General features: G+C 36.0%; 16 protein-coding genes. 5 read left to right on the forward strand and 11 right to left on the reverse strand.

What is annotated here, in order from left to right:
• Positions 1–283: 283 nt before the first annotated feature.
• Positions 284–1,138 (forward strand): hypothetical protein, encoded by an 855-nt coding sequence (locus tag VF726_RS21955; protein WP_440172102.1) that lies wholly within the window; start codon positions 284–286, stop codon positions 1,136–1,138.
• 72 nt (positions 1,139–1,210) lie between these two features.
• Here the strand turns inward: VF726_RS21955 and VF726_RS21960 are convergent, their stop codons facing one another.
• Together VF726_RS21960 and VF726_RS21965 are read right to left on the reverse strand one after the other, a co-directional pair.
• Positions 1,211–1,510, reverse strand: coding sequence for a hypothetical protein (locus VF726_RS21960; RefSeq protein WP_440172104.1), 300 nt, complete (start codon positions 1,508–1,510; stop codon positions 1,211–1,213).
• Positions 1,511–1,614: 104 nt separating this feature from the next.
• Positions 1,615–3,981 (reverse strand): DUF6359 domain-containing protein, encoded by a 2,367-nt coding sequence (locus VF726_RS21965; protein ID WP_440172106.1) that lies wholly within the window; start codon positions 3,979–3,981, stop codon positions 1,615–1,617.
• Positions 3,982–4,220: 239 nt separating this feature from the next.
• Here VF726_RS21965 and VF726_RS21970 point away from each other — a divergent pair, with 239 nt between their 5' ends.
• Positions 4,221–5,573 carry a DUF4026 domain-containing protein gene (locus VF726_RS21970; protein WP_440172108.1) on the forward strand — a complete coding sequence of 451 codons (1,353 nt, stop codon included), beginning with the start codon at positions 4,221–4,223 and terminating at the stop codon, positions 5,571–5,573.
• Between the two features lie 39 nt (positions 5,574–5,612).
• Here VF726_RS21970 and hemY read toward each other — a convergent pair whose 3' ends face one another.
• From hemY to VF726_RS21990, 4 genes are all read right to left on the reverse strand, one after another.
• On the reverse strand, positions 5,613–7,034 hold the full coding sequence (gene hemY, locus VF726_RS21975; RefSeq protein WP_440172110.1) for a protoporphyrinogen oxidase: 1,422 nt from the start codon (positions 7,032–7,034) through the stop codon (positions 5,613–5,615).
• Between the two features lie 19 nt (positions 7,035–7,053).
• Positions 7,054–7,989, reverse strand: a complete 936-nt coding sequence (gene hemH, locus VF726_RS21980) for a ferrochelatase (protein WP_440172112.1) — start codon at positions 7,987–7,989, stop codon at positions 7,054–7,056.
• A gap of 14 nt (positions 7,990–8,003) precedes the next feature.
• Positions 8,004–9,050: a uroporphyrinogen decarboxylase gene (gene hemE, locus VF726_RS21985; protein ID WP_098270132.1), complete on the reverse strand. Its 1,047-nt coding sequence runs from the start codon at positions 9,048–9,050 to the stop codon at positions 8,004–8,006.
• 177 nt (positions 9,051–9,227) lie between these two features.
• Positions 9,228–11,345: a transglycosylase domain-containing protein gene (locus tag VF726_RS21990; RefSeq protein WP_440172114.1), complete on the reverse strand. Its 2,118-nt coding sequence runs from the start codon at positions 11,343–11,345 to the stop codon at positions 9,228–9,230.
• A 128-nt stretch (positions 11,346–11,473) separates the two neighbouring features.
• Between VF726_RS21990 and hmoB the strand changes: the two genes are divergently transcribed.
• A complete protein-coding gene (gene hmoB, locus VF726_RS21995) occupies positions 11,474–11,977 on the forward strand; it encodes a heme-degrading monooxygenase HmoB (protein WP_440172116.1) in 504 nt (167 codons plus the stop codon).
• Between the two features lie 159 nt (positions 11,978–12,136).
• Here the strand turns inward: hmoB and VF726_RS22000 are convergent, their stop codons facing one another.
• From VF726_RS22000 to VF726_RS22015, 4 genes are all read right to left on the reverse strand, one after another.
• Complete coding sequence (locus tag VF726_RS22000; protein WP_440172118.1) at positions 12,137–13,555, reverse strand: PH domain-containing protein; 1,419 nt, start codon at positions 13,553–13,555, stop codon at positions 12,137–12,139.
• Positions 13,548–14,024 (reverse strand): PH domain-containing protein, encoded by a 477-nt coding sequence (locus tag VF726_RS22005; RefSeq protein ID WP_440172120.1) that lies wholly within the window; start codon positions 14,022–14,024, stop codon positions 13,548–13,550. Before VF726_RS22005 ends, VF726_RS22000 begins: the two co-directional genes overlap by 8 nt.
• Before the next feature lie 73 nt (positions 14,025–14,097).
• The gene (locus VF726_RS22010) at positions 14,098–14,394 is read right to left on the reverse strand and encodes a protoporphyrinogen oxidase (RefSeq protein ID WP_440172122.1); all 297 of its coding nucleotides are present in this window, start codon (positions 14,392–14,394) and stop codon (positions 14,098–14,100) included.
• Positions 14,395–14,710: 316 nt separating this feature from the next.
• Complete coding sequence (locus VF726_RS22015) at positions 14,711–15,514, reverse strand: MerR family transcriptional regulator (RefSeq protein ID WP_440172124.1); 804 nt, start codon at positions 15,512–15,514, stop codon at positions 14,711–14,713.
• Positions 15,515–15,647: 133 nt separating this feature from the next.
• Between VF726_RS22015 and VF726_RS22020 the strand changes: the two genes are divergently transcribed.
• Both VF726_RS22020 and VF726_RS22025 read left to right on the forward strand, forming a co-directional pair.
• On the forward strand, positions 15,648–16,280 hold the full coding sequence (locus VF726_RS22020; protein WP_440172126.1) for a CatA-like O-acetyltransferase: 633 nt from the start codon (positions 15,648–15,650) through the stop codon (positions 16,278–16,280).
• A 118-nt stretch (positions 16,281–16,398) separates the two neighbouring features.
• Positions 16,399–17,034 carry a pentapeptide repeat-containing protein gene (locus VF726_RS22025; RefSeq protein ID WP_440172128.1) on the forward strand — a complete coding sequence of 212 codons (636 nt, stop codon included), beginning with the start codon at positions 16,399–16,401 and terminating at the stop codon, positions 17,032–17,034.
• Between the two features lie 108 nt (positions 17,035–17,142).
• On the opposite strand, the gene VF726_RS22030 is transcribed toward VF726_RS22025, so the two are convergent.
• Positions 17,143–18,084 carry a hypothetical protein gene (locus VF726_RS22030; protein ID WP_440172130.1) on the reverse strand — a complete coding sequence of 314 codons (942 nt, stop codon included), beginning with the start codon at positions 18,082–18,084 and terminating at the stop codon, positions 17,143–17,145.
• Positions 18,085–18,443: the final 359 nt, after the last annotated feature.

Consider the following 18,443-nt stretch of genomic DNA (forward strand, 5'->3'; position numbering starts at 1 on the left):
GTACATCTTTGATATTACCACACGCTTACATTGTATACAAGTTCTCTTTTTTATTATTTCCAGTATAAAAAAATTCCAGTCAAATTATATAATACTGTCATAGTGTATCAGAAGAAAAGAGAAAAAGAAAAGGTGTTCTTAAGATCTACAGTTAAACCTTACTTAACGACAACAAATTTCCCTTTTTTCAAATAATCAAATAAAAAAAACAAGAAAATCTTTACATTTAATAGTAATATAGAAAATAGACAAGTTTATCAAAATAGTGGAGGCTTTTTCAGTCATGATGCGTGCGCTTCGTTTAAATATAAAGCAAGCTTTTTGTAATCGTATTTCTTTAATTATGATGCTTAGTGGATTCGTTCTTATTTGTATTTATCACTATTACTATGTACTCCGTTATTTAGGAGACGCAGCGAATGGTCCTATATCAACAGATATAAAATGGATTGGATTTCGCGACAATGAAATGGATGTTTATTTATTATTAATGCCAGTCATTGCGAGTTTCCCCTTTAGTACAAGTTACAATTCGGATAAGTCAGATGGTTTTAAACCGTTCGTGAGTAAAGGGATTTCTATATTTCCTTATTCAGTAACGAAATATATCGTTACGTTTTTTTGCGGCGGATTTCTTTATACGCTTCCATTCATTTTATCGTTATTATTTTGCAAATTAACCATTCCAGACGGAACACCGACGGCTGGTTCAGGCATTATAAATGATGATGGAATGTTCGCAAACCTATATTTAGATGCGCCTCTCACTTACATTACTGTATATATCGGAATTAATTTTTTATTTGCAGGTTTAATGGCCCTTTTAGGACTTGCTGCATCTGTATGGTCACAAAAGGACTATATGGCGATTCTCTTTCCATTCGCAGTTGCCTCCATTCCGTACGTCCTGCTAAATACAATATTCCCTACAATAGGCGGGGCACCTTTTCATTTATATGATCCAAAGCAACCATTGCAAGGCATGTCACCGTACATTTTAACGATGCAATGTACTTTCTTCCTTCTCGTTAGCTTATTGATGTATATACAAGGAGTAAAGCGGGATAGAAAAAAATATAGAAGAAGACTGCAAAAAAGAGATCGGTGTAGAAAAGCGTTTCAAGCAATTTCAGACTAAATCGTTGAACGAATAAGAGCGTAATTCTCTAAGCTAGCTTAGAGAATTACGCTCTTATTATTATCCTCCCCTTTACGGCGTACCTGCCACTCCCCATAAAATAACGACCGCCGTAAAATATATCGCTTTAATACCTACAACTAAACATAATGAAATAATTGCATATTTACTTAGTTCTCTCCTTGCACCTATTAAAGTAAAAATCACTGCCAAACTAAACGTTACATAGGACAAGGCTGTATGTATTAAGTTATATGTAATATCTAAATTTTGTGTAAGCCCTGTTACATCAGCTACAAACTGAAGCATGACGATCGTACTAAAAAAAATTGCAAGCTGATTTATTAATTTTCCATTTAACCATGCTTGCATTTTTAACCTCCTCGTTATAAAAAACTGAATTTTTAATTAATTTTAACATGATTTTTACAGAAAAAGAACGCTCAGTATAGTTCTAAGCGTTCTTTTTCAAAGATTTAAGAAGCTTTCTTCAAATCAATTTGAGCAAGTACTGGGTCGTGATCGCTTACACGTCCATGTTCTTTCATAATGTTTGAGTTTAAGTGTACTGGATCTACGATTGTGTGTGGTGCGATGTTGTTTGTTACTAAAATATGATCTAACACTTGTGCATTTCCTTCATGGATGTACGTGTAGCGATTTTCTTTCGGCACTGTGTTTAACATATTTTTCAAAATTGTTCCTTCCAACGTTTTTAATGGTTTAGCAAACTCAAAATCGTTCATATCTCCTAACACAACAACTGGTGCATTCGTGTTCTTTTTCTGAATACCTTGTACGAAATTGTTTACTTCTTGTGCTAATTGAACTCGTTTTTCTTCACTCGTTAATACGAGCGGCTGCACTTTTCCAAATGGCGTTGCATCTCCTATTTTTGAGTTTAAGTGATTTGCAACGACAACAACGTTTTGTCCTTGGAACGTAAATTCTGCCGCAAGCGGTTTACGTGTACTTTCAAATAATGGGTTTTCGTCTCCAATACGAACGACATTTTTATTAAGTAACTTCGGTACTGCTGCTAATTTCACGCGTGATGGGTTATAGAAGAAACCGACGCGAATGTTCGCTCCTGGTGCTCCTCCGTCTAGATTATTATGCGGAGCAATTTCTACATACTCATACTTTGGCCCGCGAATTTCTAGAACTGCATCAATGATACGTTTTGCGCTTAATGAAGCATCTGTTGTACCGTCATTAATCGATCCGTTATTATCTTGCATTTCCTCTACACCGATAATATCGGGCATTTTTAAATTGTATTTAATAGAATACGCTAACGCTTTTACTTTTTCATCTGTTGTTTCTTTTTTATTCGCCGAGAAGTTTTCAATGTTATATGTAGCAACTGTTAACTTATCAAGACGCGGCTGAATATTTGCTCCTACTTGCTTAAATCCGCCATCTACTACAGATGGTAATTCCGTTATTGGCGCAATGCGGAATGAACCGTAATCATATCCGACTACTCCTGTTATATCTCCTGTGAAAGTATCTCCTACTTTTGCTACATAATCACGAGGTACTTTGACAGAAAGACGCTCTGGATTTAATTGATTTTCATCTAATACAGGTGTGCCATATTTCGTTACGACTTTATTCCCGCCATTTTTCACTGTTACATATAAGTTCCCGTTTTTCTGAGGGGCAATGATTTTTGGCGTTGGCATCGTAACACGCATACCTTCTATACTTTCATAAAAGTCGATTGCATCTTCATTTGGATCAAATAAACCAAATGCATCATTATCGATAATTTGATCAGGAATTTTCACACCGTTTTCTCCAAGTACAATCGGTGCTGGTAAAGCTTGATCTTTTGCGATTACAGCAACGCGGCTCGCTTTAATTTCCGTCGTCGTTAAGTCTGTGTCAAATCTTTCTGCATATCCAGGCCCAACATATTCTTCTACTTCTCCATCAACTTGAATAAGATCTCCTACCGCTACATTCGCATCTTTTTTGTATACGTACATACCTTCTGAAGTAGCTGGATCATTATCCGGCTGGTTATCTTCGATATAAAAACCGTTTTTATCAAGCGCTGTTACAACGCCTTCCACATTGTATACTTTCTTCCCTTTGTAAGGAGAGACATGTGATTTCCCTTGAATATCATGAATACGAACTTGTTCATTGTTTACGATAGTAAATGAAAATGTCGAAATCGCTGAAGAAGTAAGCCCTTCTTTCTCTGCAATTGCTTTAATCACACTATTTTCATTTATTACAATTTGTCCGTTATAACGAACACTCTTGTTTGTAGGGTTAGAGCCATCTAACGTATAGTAGATTGTTGCTCCTTCTGTATTCGTCGTTAAAGTTACCGCTGTTCCTTTCGCAACTTCTCCGCTACCAGGCGAAGCTACTACATCGCTAACACGGTTTTGTCCTTCCCCTTGAAACTTATGAGCTGTTACTGATTTTAAACCTGGGCTACTAAAATATAATTCAAGCGTCCCTGTTAAACTAACTTTCTTCCCGATATTTTCAGGATGATCTTTCACGTTTACTGCCGCTCTCACATCGCCTTTTGGCAACTGAACAGGCATGATTTTGTCCGGATTCGTTTCATTTGGCGAATCCGCGATTGCTACGTTTGTATCATCAAACTTAGCCGGATCTTTCGTGTATTTAGAAGGACTTTGCGTATATCCAACAATATATCCTTCCACTGTCCCCTTCGTTTTCCCTTGCTGTTTAAATACTTGAATTGCTTTTTCTACTGACATAGAAGTAGTTTCTTCTGCTTGTACTAAAGTTCCAGTAAATGAAAGCAATAGTATAAATGATAAAAAGACACTTAACAATTTCTTCACAGCCATTTTCCTCTCCCTATTTCATATTTTCTCAGCATGTCTATCATATCAAATGATTCGTTATATAGAACTATATTTCGACAAGTTTTACAAAAAATTTATTTAATTTACAAGCTTTCAAACTATAATACAAAATAATAATTTTACAGCCTCTATGAATGCACTCTATAATATTAGAGAGAAAACAGAAAATATCGAAATTTCATTGGCATGGAAAATGGATTCATTTGAATAGGAGTGATTGGATGGAAGTGCAAACAGAAACATACCGCGCAGCTATGAATGGAACATTAGAACGTCATTTTTCAGATATGATTGCCGTTATACCAAATAGAATTACAATTGAGCAGTTAAAACAACGGCTAGAAAATATCGCTACTAAAGTTGATGAGTTGAAAATTGTTTATAGTGATGAGACAAGCCTTATTGTTGAGTTGCATATGGATGAAACAATCATACCGTATGAACTGCATATTGATGAGGCGAATGAACCAGAAGAATATAAACTGTACAATAGACAAGATTCCACAATAGTAGACCGTACTTTTGAAGATGCAGCTTTTGGTACTGAAATTTTCACTCGTACGCTATTTGTAGGTGATGTACTGGACTGCTTTTTCCAGCAAATACAATTTTTATGGCACCTCGCTCCAGACTTGTTATTTGTAATTGATTCAAGCGCAGCAATGAAAGTGATATCTAGAAACTATATTGAATATCACGTTGAAAATGAATTATTACCTGACATTCCTGACTTATACGTTATTCATTCCGTTTATGAAGACGATAAAGAAGGCGAGCCTACGCAATATTGGTTTCATACACACGGCCTTTTAAGAGCGGGCGTAACAGAAATAGAATTAATTATTCCAAATCGCATTTCTTCTTATTACGGCATTGGCGATCTTTTTCAAACCTTTGCTAATAATGCCGTTGAGAATGGCCAAGTCCCAATGAATGAGCCTATCGTTATCGCACATAGTCAGCAAGGTTCTATACATACAGTAGCTGTTCCGTGGGAAAAAGGCTTATCTTATATCGGACATAAAACGAGTATAGATCAATTATCTTCAATTGAGGATGAAGAAGTGAAGCTACAACCAATTGATGCACAAAACACATTCTTAGGCGGGATGGATGACCGAGATGAATACCATCAATCGCCATCTGTTCTCTTGTTCAAATTTGATACTTCAGAAGAATGTATCGAAAGCTTTTTCAAAGAACACGAGGAAGCTACGGGGCTCATGTTTTATAAAACAAATAGTGAAACGGCGCGTATGGCTTACAATGCGAAGAATACTTTCGGGTATTTCAGCAACATTTTTCAAATTGAACAATCAAATGAAGAGTTTCGTTTCCTCGCTAAATTTGGTGTTTCCTATGAAGAGGGTAAAAGCGAACATATGTGGTTTGAAATGCAACATATTACGGAAGACCTTATTCAAGGAATACTCATTAACGAACCATATTTTATAAAAGATATGAGTGAAGGAAATAGTTATCAGTTAGATTTTGATAACTTAACAGAGTGGGTTATTTATGCAGGAGATGCCGTTATAAAGCCAAATAACTTATATATGTTTATCGGTGAATAAGTAACAAAACGCCTTCAATATGATTGAAGGCGTTTCACTTTATTGTACAATTAATTCGGTATCCATTACTTTCTCCAAATGAGAGAGTACACGCTTTGCGGCTTTCTCACCTTGATCAATACAGTCCGGAAGACCAGAACCAGCGTAAGAACTACCTGCCAAGTATATACCTGGCAACTCTTTCTCCATAAATATTGTGAGTTTCTTCATTCGCTCGTTATGGCCTACTGTATATTGGGGCATCGCTTCTTTCCAGCGGCTTACGACTGTAAACTCTGGATCCTCTGTAATATCCATCGTCTTTCGTAAGTCTTCTAGTACAAGCTGAACGAGTTCCTCTTCTGTTTGTTCTACAACTGCTTCATCACCAGGGCGTCCAACGTAACAACGAAGTAGCATTTTTCCTTCTGGCGTTGTATGTGGCCATTTTTTATGTGTCCACGTACATGCTGTAATTGTGTAATCACTATTTCGAGATACGACAAACCCTGTGCCATCAATATCGCGCTGAATGGCTGATTGCGGGAAAGCCATTGCCACATTCGCAACTGATGTGGACGGGATGTTGCGGAAGAAACGAAACTGCTTGTACTGAGCAAACATAGATGGCAATACTTTATGCGAACTTGCCACTACGACCGCGTCCGCTTCTATTTCTTTTCCGTTACTAAGCATAATCGCATAGCTATCACCTTGTTTTGCAACTTTTTCAATACGAGTTCCCTTTATTATCGTACCTTCATGCATCTTCATTTCGAGAGATTCTACGATAGATTCTAAACCTGTTTTCACTGTTTGGAAGATTCCTTTTTTCGGTTCAGATGTCTCTTTTTTCGGAGCAAGTGTACGCATACCGAGTGAAATACTGCGATGTTTCTGCTCAATTTGATACATTTGCGGGAATGTTGACATTAAGCTCATTTCATCAATATCCCCTGCATAAATACCCGATAGTAATGGTTCTATTAAATTTTCAACCACTTCGTTGCCGAGGCGATGTCTGAAAAAATGCCCAAGTGATTGGTCAGATACTGGCTTTGATCTCGGCATTAACAGATCAAAACCAGCTCTTAGCTTACCAATTGGAGAGAACAGCCCGGAAAATAGAAACGGCGTAATTTGCGTTGGAATTCCCATCATTGATCCGCTCGGCATTTTATGTAACCGATTGTTTACGAGGATAAATGATTGACCGGCCTTATTATTTACAAGTTCATCGCCAAGACCTAATTCTTTCGCTAATGTAGCTGCACTTTCTTTTCGTGCTAAGAAAGAATCCGGTCCGCGTTCAATTATAAATCCATCTTTTCGAACGGTTTGAATTTTCCCGCCAAGTTTACCCGATGCTTCTATCAGTAATGTATCGATCGGCAAGTTGTTATCATGAATTTCTTTTTGCAAGTTATACATTGTTGTTAATCCTGTGATGCCACCGCCGATGATTACAACTTTTTTCCTCAAGCAGGCTCCCCCTTTCTTTTTACATTACAGATTCTTTTTTCTTTAATACAACATCTGTTAAAGAGTCGATAAATGCGTCCGATGCATTTGGCATTTCTGGACGATAATATTTCGCGCCAATTTCATCTGTTACAACTTTACACTCAAAGTCGTTGTCATATAAAACTTCTAAATGTTCCGCAACAAATCCAACTGGTGCGTATACGAATGAAGTATAACCGTACTTTTCATTTAATTCTCTCGTTAAATCTTGTACATCTGGACCAATCCAAGGATCTGGCGTGTTTCCGGCGCTTTGCCAACCTACTGCATAGTTAGCTATTTCAGCGCCACGTGCAATATAATCAGCTGTTTCATTTAATTGATCTGGATATGGATCGCCCATTGCGATAATTTTCTCTGGTAAGCTATGAGCAGATACGATTAATACTGCTTTTTCACGCTCGGCTTCTGACATACCGTTATATATACCTTTCACTGCATCAACCCAGTACTGGATGAATTTCGGTTCTTTATACCAGCTATCAATGCCGTGAATTGTTAAGTTTCCAAGTTTCTCAGCTTCTTCTTGTGCTCGTCCAACGTATGATTTCACGCTAAACGTAGAATAGTGCGGAGCAAGAACAAGTGCGATTGCATCTTGTATACCGTCGTTATGCATATCTTTCACTGCATCTTCAATGAACGGTTCGATATGTTTTAAGCCAAGATACATATGGTACTCCACTTCATCTTGTACTTCATTTAAACGCTGTTCTAACTTTTTAGCTTGCTCTAATGTAATAGTAGCTAAAGGAGAAATACCACCAATTGCACGGTAACGCTCTGTTAAATCTTCTAGCATTTCAGGACTTGGCTTTCTTCCTCTGCGAATATGTGTATAGTAACGTTCAATATCTTCTTCTTTATATGGCGTTCCGTATGCCATTACAAGCAAACCAATTTTCTTTTTCATACAGCCAATCTCCTTTACTTCGCTAACTGCCCTTTAGAGTATTCATGAATAAATGTAGTTAAACGTTTTAATGTATCTGGATTTACTTCTGGGAATACACCGTGCCCTAAGTTAAAGATATAACCTGGCTGTTTCATCCCTTGATCTAAAATACCTTTTACATGTTCTTCAATAACAGACCATGGTGCAAGTAAGAATGACGGGTCCATATTACCTTGTACCGCCTTATGAACGCCGCGCGTGCGTGCCTCTTCGATCGGTAAGCGCCAATCTAAGCCTACTACATCAAGTGGTAAGTCATGCCATTCATTTACTAAATGTGCAGCTCCTACGCCGTGCATAATCATTGGTACACCCATCGTACGAACTTCTGCAAAAATACGCTCCATTGCTGGTTTAATAAATACGCGATAATCGGCTACATTTACTGTTCCAACCCAAGAATCGAAAATTTGAACTGCTTTTGCTCCTGCGTTAATTTGCGCTTTTAAATATGTAATAACCATATCTGCTAGCTTATCCATTAAAGCAAACCAAGCTTTCGGCTCTGCATACATGAACGCTTTCGTATTATGGTAGTTACGAGATGGACCGCCTTCAATCATATAGCTCGCTAATGTAAATGGAGCTCCTGAAAAACCGATTAACGGTACGTCTAGCATTTCTGTCGTTAATAAACGAATCGTATCTAATATGTACGGTACGTCATCTTCTGGATTGATTTCCCCTAGTTTTTCTACGTCTTGTAAAGAACGGATTGGATTATCGATAACTGGACCAATACCCGATTTAATTTCCACATCCACACCAATTGCAGGTAGTGGTGACATAATATCTTTATATAGAATTGCTGCGTCTACGTTATATTGATCAACTGGCAACTTTGTCACGTAAGCACATAACTCTGGATTGTGTGTAATTTCAAATAAAGAATACTTTTCTTTTATCTTTCTATATTCCGGCTGCGAACGACCTGCCTGACGCATATACCATGCTGGTACATAATCAGTGCGTTCCCCCCTACATGCTTTTAAAAATGTCTCATTTATAGTTCTTACCAAGACCCTTGCTCCCTTCCTTACCAATGCTTCGAATACGTTCGATATTTATCTTTTTTTAATATACAGCTTGTAAAAACAAAATGCATAATATTATGTACGTTGTTCATTAAATTGACACAAACATCCTTAAAAACGCTTACTATTTTCACAACATTCTTATTATAACACAGAGAAAAACTATGGTTTAGCTACTTTTGACTTTTCTCCTTCGCGATTTGTTTGTGTGTTATATGGCACAACGTAAAAACTCGGTTTTGAAAAGATGTTAACAAACTTTTCTTCATATTCTCCGGCACCATTTACAGTACCTACATGCGTATGAATTCCATTTTCTACTCTATAAATACGATACATAATTCTATCATCAGGAAGTGGTGTCCAGCTTAATTTCGCTTTAAATAAACCGAAAGGGCTAAATGCTAATTTCATTTTTACATTTTCAATTTTGCGCAGACGAATCGGAGCACCGATTGTTTCCACACCTTCTGGCTTCATAAACTGCTCTTTCCGTTCTACATTTGCCTTCGTTAAAATTTTTTTAAACAATTTCGTTGCTGACGCACTTTCTCCTTGCAACTGATGCTTTCTATCCGTACGGTCATAACCAATCCAAACAGCGCCTACTAAATTTGGCGTATAGCCAACGAACCACATATCTCTCGCTCCATTATCGTCATTTGGCAGTGAAGTTGTACCTGTTTTTCCAGCTAACGCCCCGTTATATATACCAGCTTTTGCTGTCCCTTCCTTTACAACTCCTTCAAGCATTTTCGTCATATACCAAGCCGTTTGTTTCGAGAAAATGTTCGTTTCTGCTTTTGGCGATTCTCCAATAACTGCGCCGTGTCTATTTAACACTTTATCAATAACGTGCGGCTCAATAATATCACCATTTGCTAAAAACGCACGATACATTTTCACAAGATCAAATGTTGAAACACCATTTTTCAATCCGCCAAGTGCTGTACTTAAACCAGCATCAGCAATATGAACATTACCTTTCTCTAAATATTGCTTCCCTTCTTCAACCCCTAGTTCATTTAATAAAGAAACTGCCGGTACGTTTGCTGATTCTAAAATTGCATCGTACATCGTCATTTCTTTCGTATATTGACGATTGTAATTGCGGGGTTCATACCCTTCAAAAGAAGTTCTTTCATTCTTTAATAAAGAATACGGATTATACTTTTTCGTTTCGAGTGCTGGTGCATAAACGATTAGTGGTTTTAAAACAGAACCGGGCTGCCTTTTTGCAAAAACACGATTAAACCCTCTTGGCACATACTTTCTTCCGCCAATCGCCGCTTTAATTCCGCCCGTACGATTATCCATTAATAAAAACGCACCTTGCGCCCCTTCTTCTTTACCAGGGAAATTTCTCGCATCTTGAAACTGGTTATACGCTACCTTTTGAATCTTTTCATCCATCGGTACGACAAACGTATATCCACCGCGAAGCACTTCTTGATGAGACAACCCGTATAAACGAGCTGCTTCATCTATGACCATATCAACATACGGCATATATGCGAGCTCATTTTCGTCTAAGTTTTTATATAAAGCAATCGTCTTTCCTTGATAACGTACGCTATCTTCGGCAGTCAAATAGCCTTGTTTATGCATCAGTGACAATACGAGATCGCGGCGCTCCTTACTTTTCTCTGGAGAGAAATAAGGTGAATATCCGTTTGGCGACTTCGGAAGACCTGCAAGCATTGCTCCCTCTTCTACTGTTAAATCCTCTACATTTTTATTAAAATACAACTTTGCTGCTGCTTGAATACCGTATGCCCCATGACCAAAATAAATATGATTCATATACATTTCAAGAATTTGTTGCTTCGTATATTTTTGCTCTAATTGAAGAGAAATTGCGACTTCCTTCAATTTACGCGTAACTGTTTTTTCACGAGTTAAAAAGACGTTTTTCGCGAGTTGCTGCGTAATCGTACTACCGCCTTCGATCTTCTCTCCAGCTAACGTATCTTTATAAAGAGCACGGAATATAGACGGATAATCAATTCCTTGATGCTCATAAAAACGAGAATCCTCTACCGCAACAAACGCCTGCTGCACGTATTTTGGAATTTGCTCGATTGGTACGAGGTCTCTATTTTCTACGTATAATTTCGTAATTTCTTTCCCTTTCTGGTCAACGATACGTGATGAAGAGTGGAAAACAAGCTGCTTTTCATCCATCATATAGCCACCAGCTAACACGATAAGTTTATAAAGTACAACCGCTAATACGAGCGTTGCTAACCCACCTAATAAAGTCCACTTTACTTTCTTCATACATCGGCCTTCTTTCCAAATGATGGTACATTTATTATTTGAAAAAGAAGTATCTTTATGTATATAATCTTCGAAGTTTTTTACGAGAGTTGATATAATAGAAACAAACAATTAAAGGGGGCATTAAAATGAAGGCTATTATTTCATACGAAACACCTCTAGAACAAGCACATTTCACTGCAAAAAATAATGAAAAAGATATGTTTTATAAAGAAAATACAGAAGAATCTGTAGAAGGTTCTCTTCAGTATGACGTACTAGACGCTGTTGGCGAATTTAAAGGACAACCTGGCTATATCGTTTGTAACAACATTTCTGTCACAGACGAAGGTCGCCCAGTATTTGAAAACCGATTCAAAAATCGTGCAGGTCTTATTGAAAACGAACCAGGATTTCAAGCAATCCGCGTTCTACGCCCATTAAGTAACGATACATATGTCATCTTAACGATGTGGGAAACGGAGCAAAACTTTAAAGACTGGACAGAATCACGTTCATTCGAAAACGCTCATAAAAAACGCTCTGCACAAGCAGAAGGACAATCTCAGGCTCAGGCGCATCCACATGCGGAACAGCAGAAAAGTATTTTCTCTCGTCCGTCATTTGTGACTACTTTTGATGTGTTAGTTTAGTTTTCGAAGTTCGGAGTTGTCGGTACATGAAATTATATCGATCACAACTCAGCATATATCAGCGATTTTTCGAATATATCGACCGTAACTTACAATATATCGACGGTTCGACAAAGAATATCGACCGCGCGACAAATAACGACAAAAAAGGAAACACCATTACACACTGGTGTTTCCTTTTTCTTTGTACCAATTATATATACGAAGCGCATCTTCTTTACGTATATGCTTCACTTTATATACATGCCCCGCTACTGATACGACAGCTGTACATAGCTCGTCTTTCTTTTGAAAATGCGACTGACTGTATCCTACTGCTTGAACATGCCTTCTTCGCATGATCCCCGTATATTTCGCGAGTCCTCGGTATACCATGACTAACTGATTGTCCCGTATTATATATCCACCACTTTTATACCGGGCGTATGCAAGTAACGTAAATATGATAAATAGCGGTATTAACGTGAATAACGCAACACTTTGTTTAAAATATATACTCGCGCCGGCGATCGGCAGTGCAAGCACTGCACTTGTAATCCAGCCCATTATTACGTAACGACGTAATGCAGCCTTCGGTAAATGAACGATTTCCTCTTCCATTTCATACGGCAACTGTAAATATGAGAGTAACTGCTGCACATCTTTTTTCTTCATAAAAGGATGTAACATTACTTCATTTCCTGCCGCTTCTATACTTTGAATGACCTCTACTTCGACAGAGCAATAACCGAAAGGCTGGCGGAGAATTCCTTCTTTCACAGTAATTGCTTGAATACGGTGTAGTTTTAAAACAAACTCTTTCTTATCAAATAATCCTTGCACGATGCGAATTTCATTTCCTTTTCGCTCAATTTTAAAGTTCGCATATTTTAACGCATAACCAGCTGTTGAAATGACCCACGAAATCGCCATTAAAATCGCGGCCATAACGATTAATTCATATACACCGTTATCCATCACATACGCTTCTACTTTATTGATGAGCCATTCTGGTAGAAATTGATTAAACTCTGTGTAAATAAGAAGTAATCCTGAAAACACTAATCCGAATCTACCAGACGTAATGGAAGCTGCTAAAATCTCTTTCATCGTTAACTGATAAATCGTCTTACTTTCTTCTGACATGGGTACTTCTTCACCCGCAGCGCTTCTTTTTTTATTTAATAATGCAATGAGTTCCTTCGCTTCATCTTCTTTAATACCAGCTAACATCACTTCTGGCTCAGTACCGCCGCCTGCCACTTCAATATTTAATTTCGTCAGTCCAAGTATTTGATAAATGATGTTAGAAGACGTACTAATATTTTGCACACGTTCTTTATTTAAGTAACTTTCCTTCTTAACGAACACACCATGCTTTATATGTACAATATTATTTTCAACCCAGTACACTTTGAAATACCATTTTATCGCTGAGAAAATTGCCATAATAAATAATATGGCCAAAAGAACAAGATGAAAGACATACCAAGGTTTTACTTGGCCATCTGATTGAAATAGAACAAGAAAAATAAAAGGCAATAAACCCGCAATTCGAATCCCGAATAAAATTGTAATCGGATGTTGCCTCTTATACATCCTCATCACTCACTTTCGCAAGTTCTCCAATTTGTCTTTTCAACTGCTCTGCTTCTTCTTTCGTTAAGCCTGGAATACTATGAGACGTTGCCGCTGTTGAAATATGTAATTCTGCTAAATTATACTTTCTCATAATTGGGCCCTGTTCAATCGTTACGTGTTGCACGCGGATCATCGGAATGAGTACTCGTTTTACAATGAACATTCCCTTTTGAATCTCAATCTCTTCTTCATTTAATCTGTAACTATAATAACGTTGACGTAAGTTTGGAAACACAAAATAATCAAGCGGGATAAATGTAATAGCGCCTGTTACTAATAAACCAAACAACCAGCCCCACCAATTAAAAGTAATCATAAAAAAGAAATATGCAATTACGACTGCTAGTATAACTGCCGCCCCAATTAAAGCGTGAATTCGCCACACTTTCAGCATATTAGAATGAATCTCCCTTTCTAACGGCTGCATCTCATCACTCCAATTATATGAATTTATTAATTATATATTAGTTTGTTTATACATATTTGTAAAATTATAGTTTTCACATCGTATCCATCATTTCTTTAAAATTCCCTTCATTAATCGCATACACTTGAAACTGAATGTAATCTATTTCATTCGTATACGGACGAGCATATGGCAAAATGGTGAATTTAGAAGCTGATCTCCCTAACATATCTACAATCATTAAAGAAACGTCAATATACTCGAAGTCTACACGGAACACTACCGCTTCCCCCGTAAACTCATAATCTTTAATCGCATCATACGACTTATTCGCACTAATTAGCATCACTTTTAGTAGTTGGTTTAAATTTTCTGGTTTAAAATTAATCATATATGCAGCTCCTTTTTTCAATGAAACACTATGAAAACAGTGTAATCTTATCATTTCATAGCTTTACACATGAATTATATAAAAAATAAAGCTAGTTTTTTATAAATTTTTTGATATAATTACTTACGGGAAACGGGAAGATATTTATCTTCCCTTGTGTTTTTATTTGCATCTAGTACTTTTGCTAGATGCCTTTTTTTATGCTAAAAAAGGTACCCTCAAATACTTTGAGGATACCTTTTCAACAATTGTACTTACATCATCCAGCCTCATCTTCTCGTTTATATTATTTCTGGGTATGTTCTAAAGTGCGTTTTCACTCATTTTCTATAAACAATTGCATTTGGCAACTGTAAGAATCCGTACTAAAAAACTCATCTAATAATTCCACTTCAATGAAATTTTTGATTGTTACATTATTTTTGTCTATATAATCTTTTAATTTCTCCATACTTTCTTCTTTACTATTCTTTTTATAGGCCAGTGTCAAATAATTACCTTCTGGTAATATATCTATATCTTGCTCTTTCTCTGTGTAATCATATTTACATAACACAGAAAAAGCATACTTCGGTTCAAATCTGTATTTTGAATGAATGGTATATGCTATACCAATCTCCATCGTTGTTTCTAAATTTCTCTCCTGAATAATTTTATCTACATCTGAATAATAAAGAAATTCTTTAAAATTACCGACTTCTTTACATGGAGCAGTGACGATATAACGTTGCTCAAAATACTGTATTGTTATTTGATTATGTACTAGTACCTTTTTAGCGACTTGTACACTATTATCTAGTTTATCAATCGTATGAATGACTGCTTGCATCTCTTTTATCTTTTGCTTAGTTTCTTCTCTTTTTAATGCAAAAAATTTTAATAATTCATCCATATTCTTTTCCGTAAAAATCTTTTGCAGTTCTTTCGTACTCGTTCCTAAAGCTCTACAAACTTTAATTATATCAATATAAACAAATTGATCTACTGAATAGTATCTATAACCCGTTTTTGTATCAATGTATACTGGGATAAGAATGCCTGTTTGATGATAATATCTTAAAGCCTTTATTGTAATGCCTTTCATATTAGCAACTTCACCAATAGAAAATAAATTTCCCAATTTATATTGCCCCCTTATTCTTGACTCTCCTCTTAAGGGAGACATTATTATTTTATCGTTAAAGTTAATAGAAGGATAATAAAAAATAGATGCCATTACAATCATCGAATTTATAAAAAAGAGGTTAAAATAGATGATACATTATAAAGTCATTGATTTAGAAAATTTCCCAAGAAGAAACTATTATGAGTATTTCATGATGACAGACACTACGTTTGAAATGACAGTCAAAATCGATGTTACTCGAGCAGTAAAAAAATGCAAAGACGAATCTATAAGTTTTTATGCTTACTCCATTTTTAATTTGACTAAATCGGTTAACAAGATCCCGAATTTGAAGTATGCCCATAAGGATAAGCAATTAGTAGAATGGCAAGAACTAGTGCCGACATTTACGAACTTTAATCAAGAAACAGGGCTATTTTATAATTTATGGTTAGAAGAATTAACAGACTATAAATCAGTTGATCGTGAGTACAAAAGGCTTATAAAAGACTACGCAAATACAACAGATATCGTACCAATGGGAGTTGTTCCGCCAAACGTGGTGAATATTTCATCCATTCCTTGGATGCATTTTGAACATTTTTCATCTCATCAAGGAGCTATCAAAAATAATTTAACACCTATGATTACTAGTGGAAAGTACGAGAAAGTTGGTTCACAATTGTTAATGCCAGTGAATATTAAAGTTCATCATGCAACAGTAGATGGCTATCACGTATCGTTGTTTTTTGAAACACTGCAACGTGAAATGAACCGTTAACTTTTATTACTAAAGTCAATAAAAGCGTAGTATAAAAAGAGACGGAATTTCTACAAAGCTCTTTCTATAGGACATACCATTTTTTCTGCTAACTAATTTAATGAAAGAAGGATATAATATGAAAATTGATAGACCAAAAATTTCGCCAGAGTTATCTTTAAAGAATTTTCACGATATTTTTTATGAAGAAGATCCAACATTAGAAATGTGTGAAATTATCGATTCTACTTTTGAAAATGAATCTGTAGATAGAGTACGTTTATATAGTGCAGTGATAAAGAATTGTAAGTTCACGAATACAGACTTTAGCAATATCGATATTACAGATGTTTGTTTTGAGAACTGTGATTTATCAAATGTTAATTTAAGCAATTCTTCTGTTCACAGAGTCGAATTTAAAAACAGTAAATTAATTGGAGTCAATTTTACAGAATCTAGTTTAGGGAATGTTGAATTTGAAAATTCAATTTTGAATTTAGCCTCATTTGGAAATTCTAAGCTAGAAAAGATTATATTTAATGAAACTTCATTAAATAATACAGACTTTTTTGACTGTAAGCTAAAGAAAGTTGAATTTGATTCATGCAGCCTTGACGAAGCAAATTTTGATCAAACATCACTGAAAGGAATAGATATTAGTTCCTCTACTTTTGATACACTTACCGTTTCAGTGAACGATTTAAGGGGATGTAAAGTATCACCATATCAAGCTATTCAGTTTGCATCTTTATTGGGATTAATCATTAAAGATTAGTTAAAAAGAACGATTGAAAATGTAAAAAGGTATCCTCGTACTACTTAAAGGATACCTTTTTATTATCTCTATTTTGTTACTGTTTTGTATCATGTTCTTTTCAACAACTTAGTGCAATTCAACAATTGTACCATCTTCAAATACTTTAAATACGCCAGTAAATCCTGCTCCAGCTGCGCCTTCTATTTTATATGTCGTACGCACTCTAATTTGATAATATTTCTTTCCATTCTCTACTTGCGTATTCTCTAGCGTGTAATCATAGTCTTCTTTATATTCATTTTTGATATATTCTTTCGCTTTCTCAAACGTAAATGCATTTTGATTCTTTCCTGTCTCTACCTTTTTATTATTTTCTGTCGTTACGTTTTGAGTCTTATCTGCTTCTACTTTTTTATTATTTTCTGTCGTTACGTTTTGAGTTTTATCTGCTTCTACTTTTTTATTATTTTCTGTTGCTACCTTTTGATTCGTTACTACATTTGTTTTTTGTGCTTTCGCTGCTTCACTCTTTGCAGTTTTTTCTTCTTCATTCATTTTAGTAACTAATCCTACCGCTTTTTTATTATATTCTTCAAGGTTTTTGTTATCTTTTGTTTCTGCAACTAGCTTATTTAAGATCTCTTTCGCTTCTGCATAATTTTTCTTACTAATTAACTCTTCACTTTTCGTCAGTTGCTCACTATACTTCTTGTTTTGCTCTAAGATGGCTAGTAATGCTGTGCGTTCTTCCTTTGCTTGTTTTACAAGCGTAGCATTTCCATTCTTCATGTTCTCTACTTTTTCAAATGACTTGATTGATTCTTCTATCTTTGTTTCCTCTTTTAACTTCACTGCTTCAATCATTACTTTCGTTTGTTCTACAAGCATCGTTGCATCTGAATCGTCTTTTTTCTCATCTAGCGCTTTTTCAAATGACGATAAGGCATTTTTATATTCTTTATTCGTTAACGCGGTCTTCCCTTCATCCATTGCTTTGTCAAAATTTCCATTACTACATCCAGCTAACATTAAGAACGTAATTCCAATTACCATTAATAACTTTTTCATTTTTTCTCCTCCTATATATCCCCAAAACGATAAAGTGAAACTTTAATCAGTGGGGCGTTTCGTTCCTCCCCCACTGATTATTAGCCCTCACCAATCGGGCCTTTACGGGCAGTTGATTCCCACCTAACTTCTTTGCTTTCGCTGAATTTTGAGGTGGGGGTCTTACTGCCCGTTAAGGCGGGGTAACAGCATATGTATAAAAGTCTGTGTAGTAATTAGACTGAAAATAAAGATGTACTTTGTGTGTGGGAAAGGAAGTACATTTCATTTACTATCATTACTTAAAACTCCTAAATAGTTGGTAGTTGGTTTTCTTCTTCTTTTAAAGACAGAAAGGAATTTTAATAATGTGCGTAAAG

The organism is Bacillus sp. Brlt_9 (genome assembly GCF_051948935.1).
GTDB lineage: Bacteria > Bacillota > Bacilli > Bacillales > Bacillaceae_G > Bacillus_A.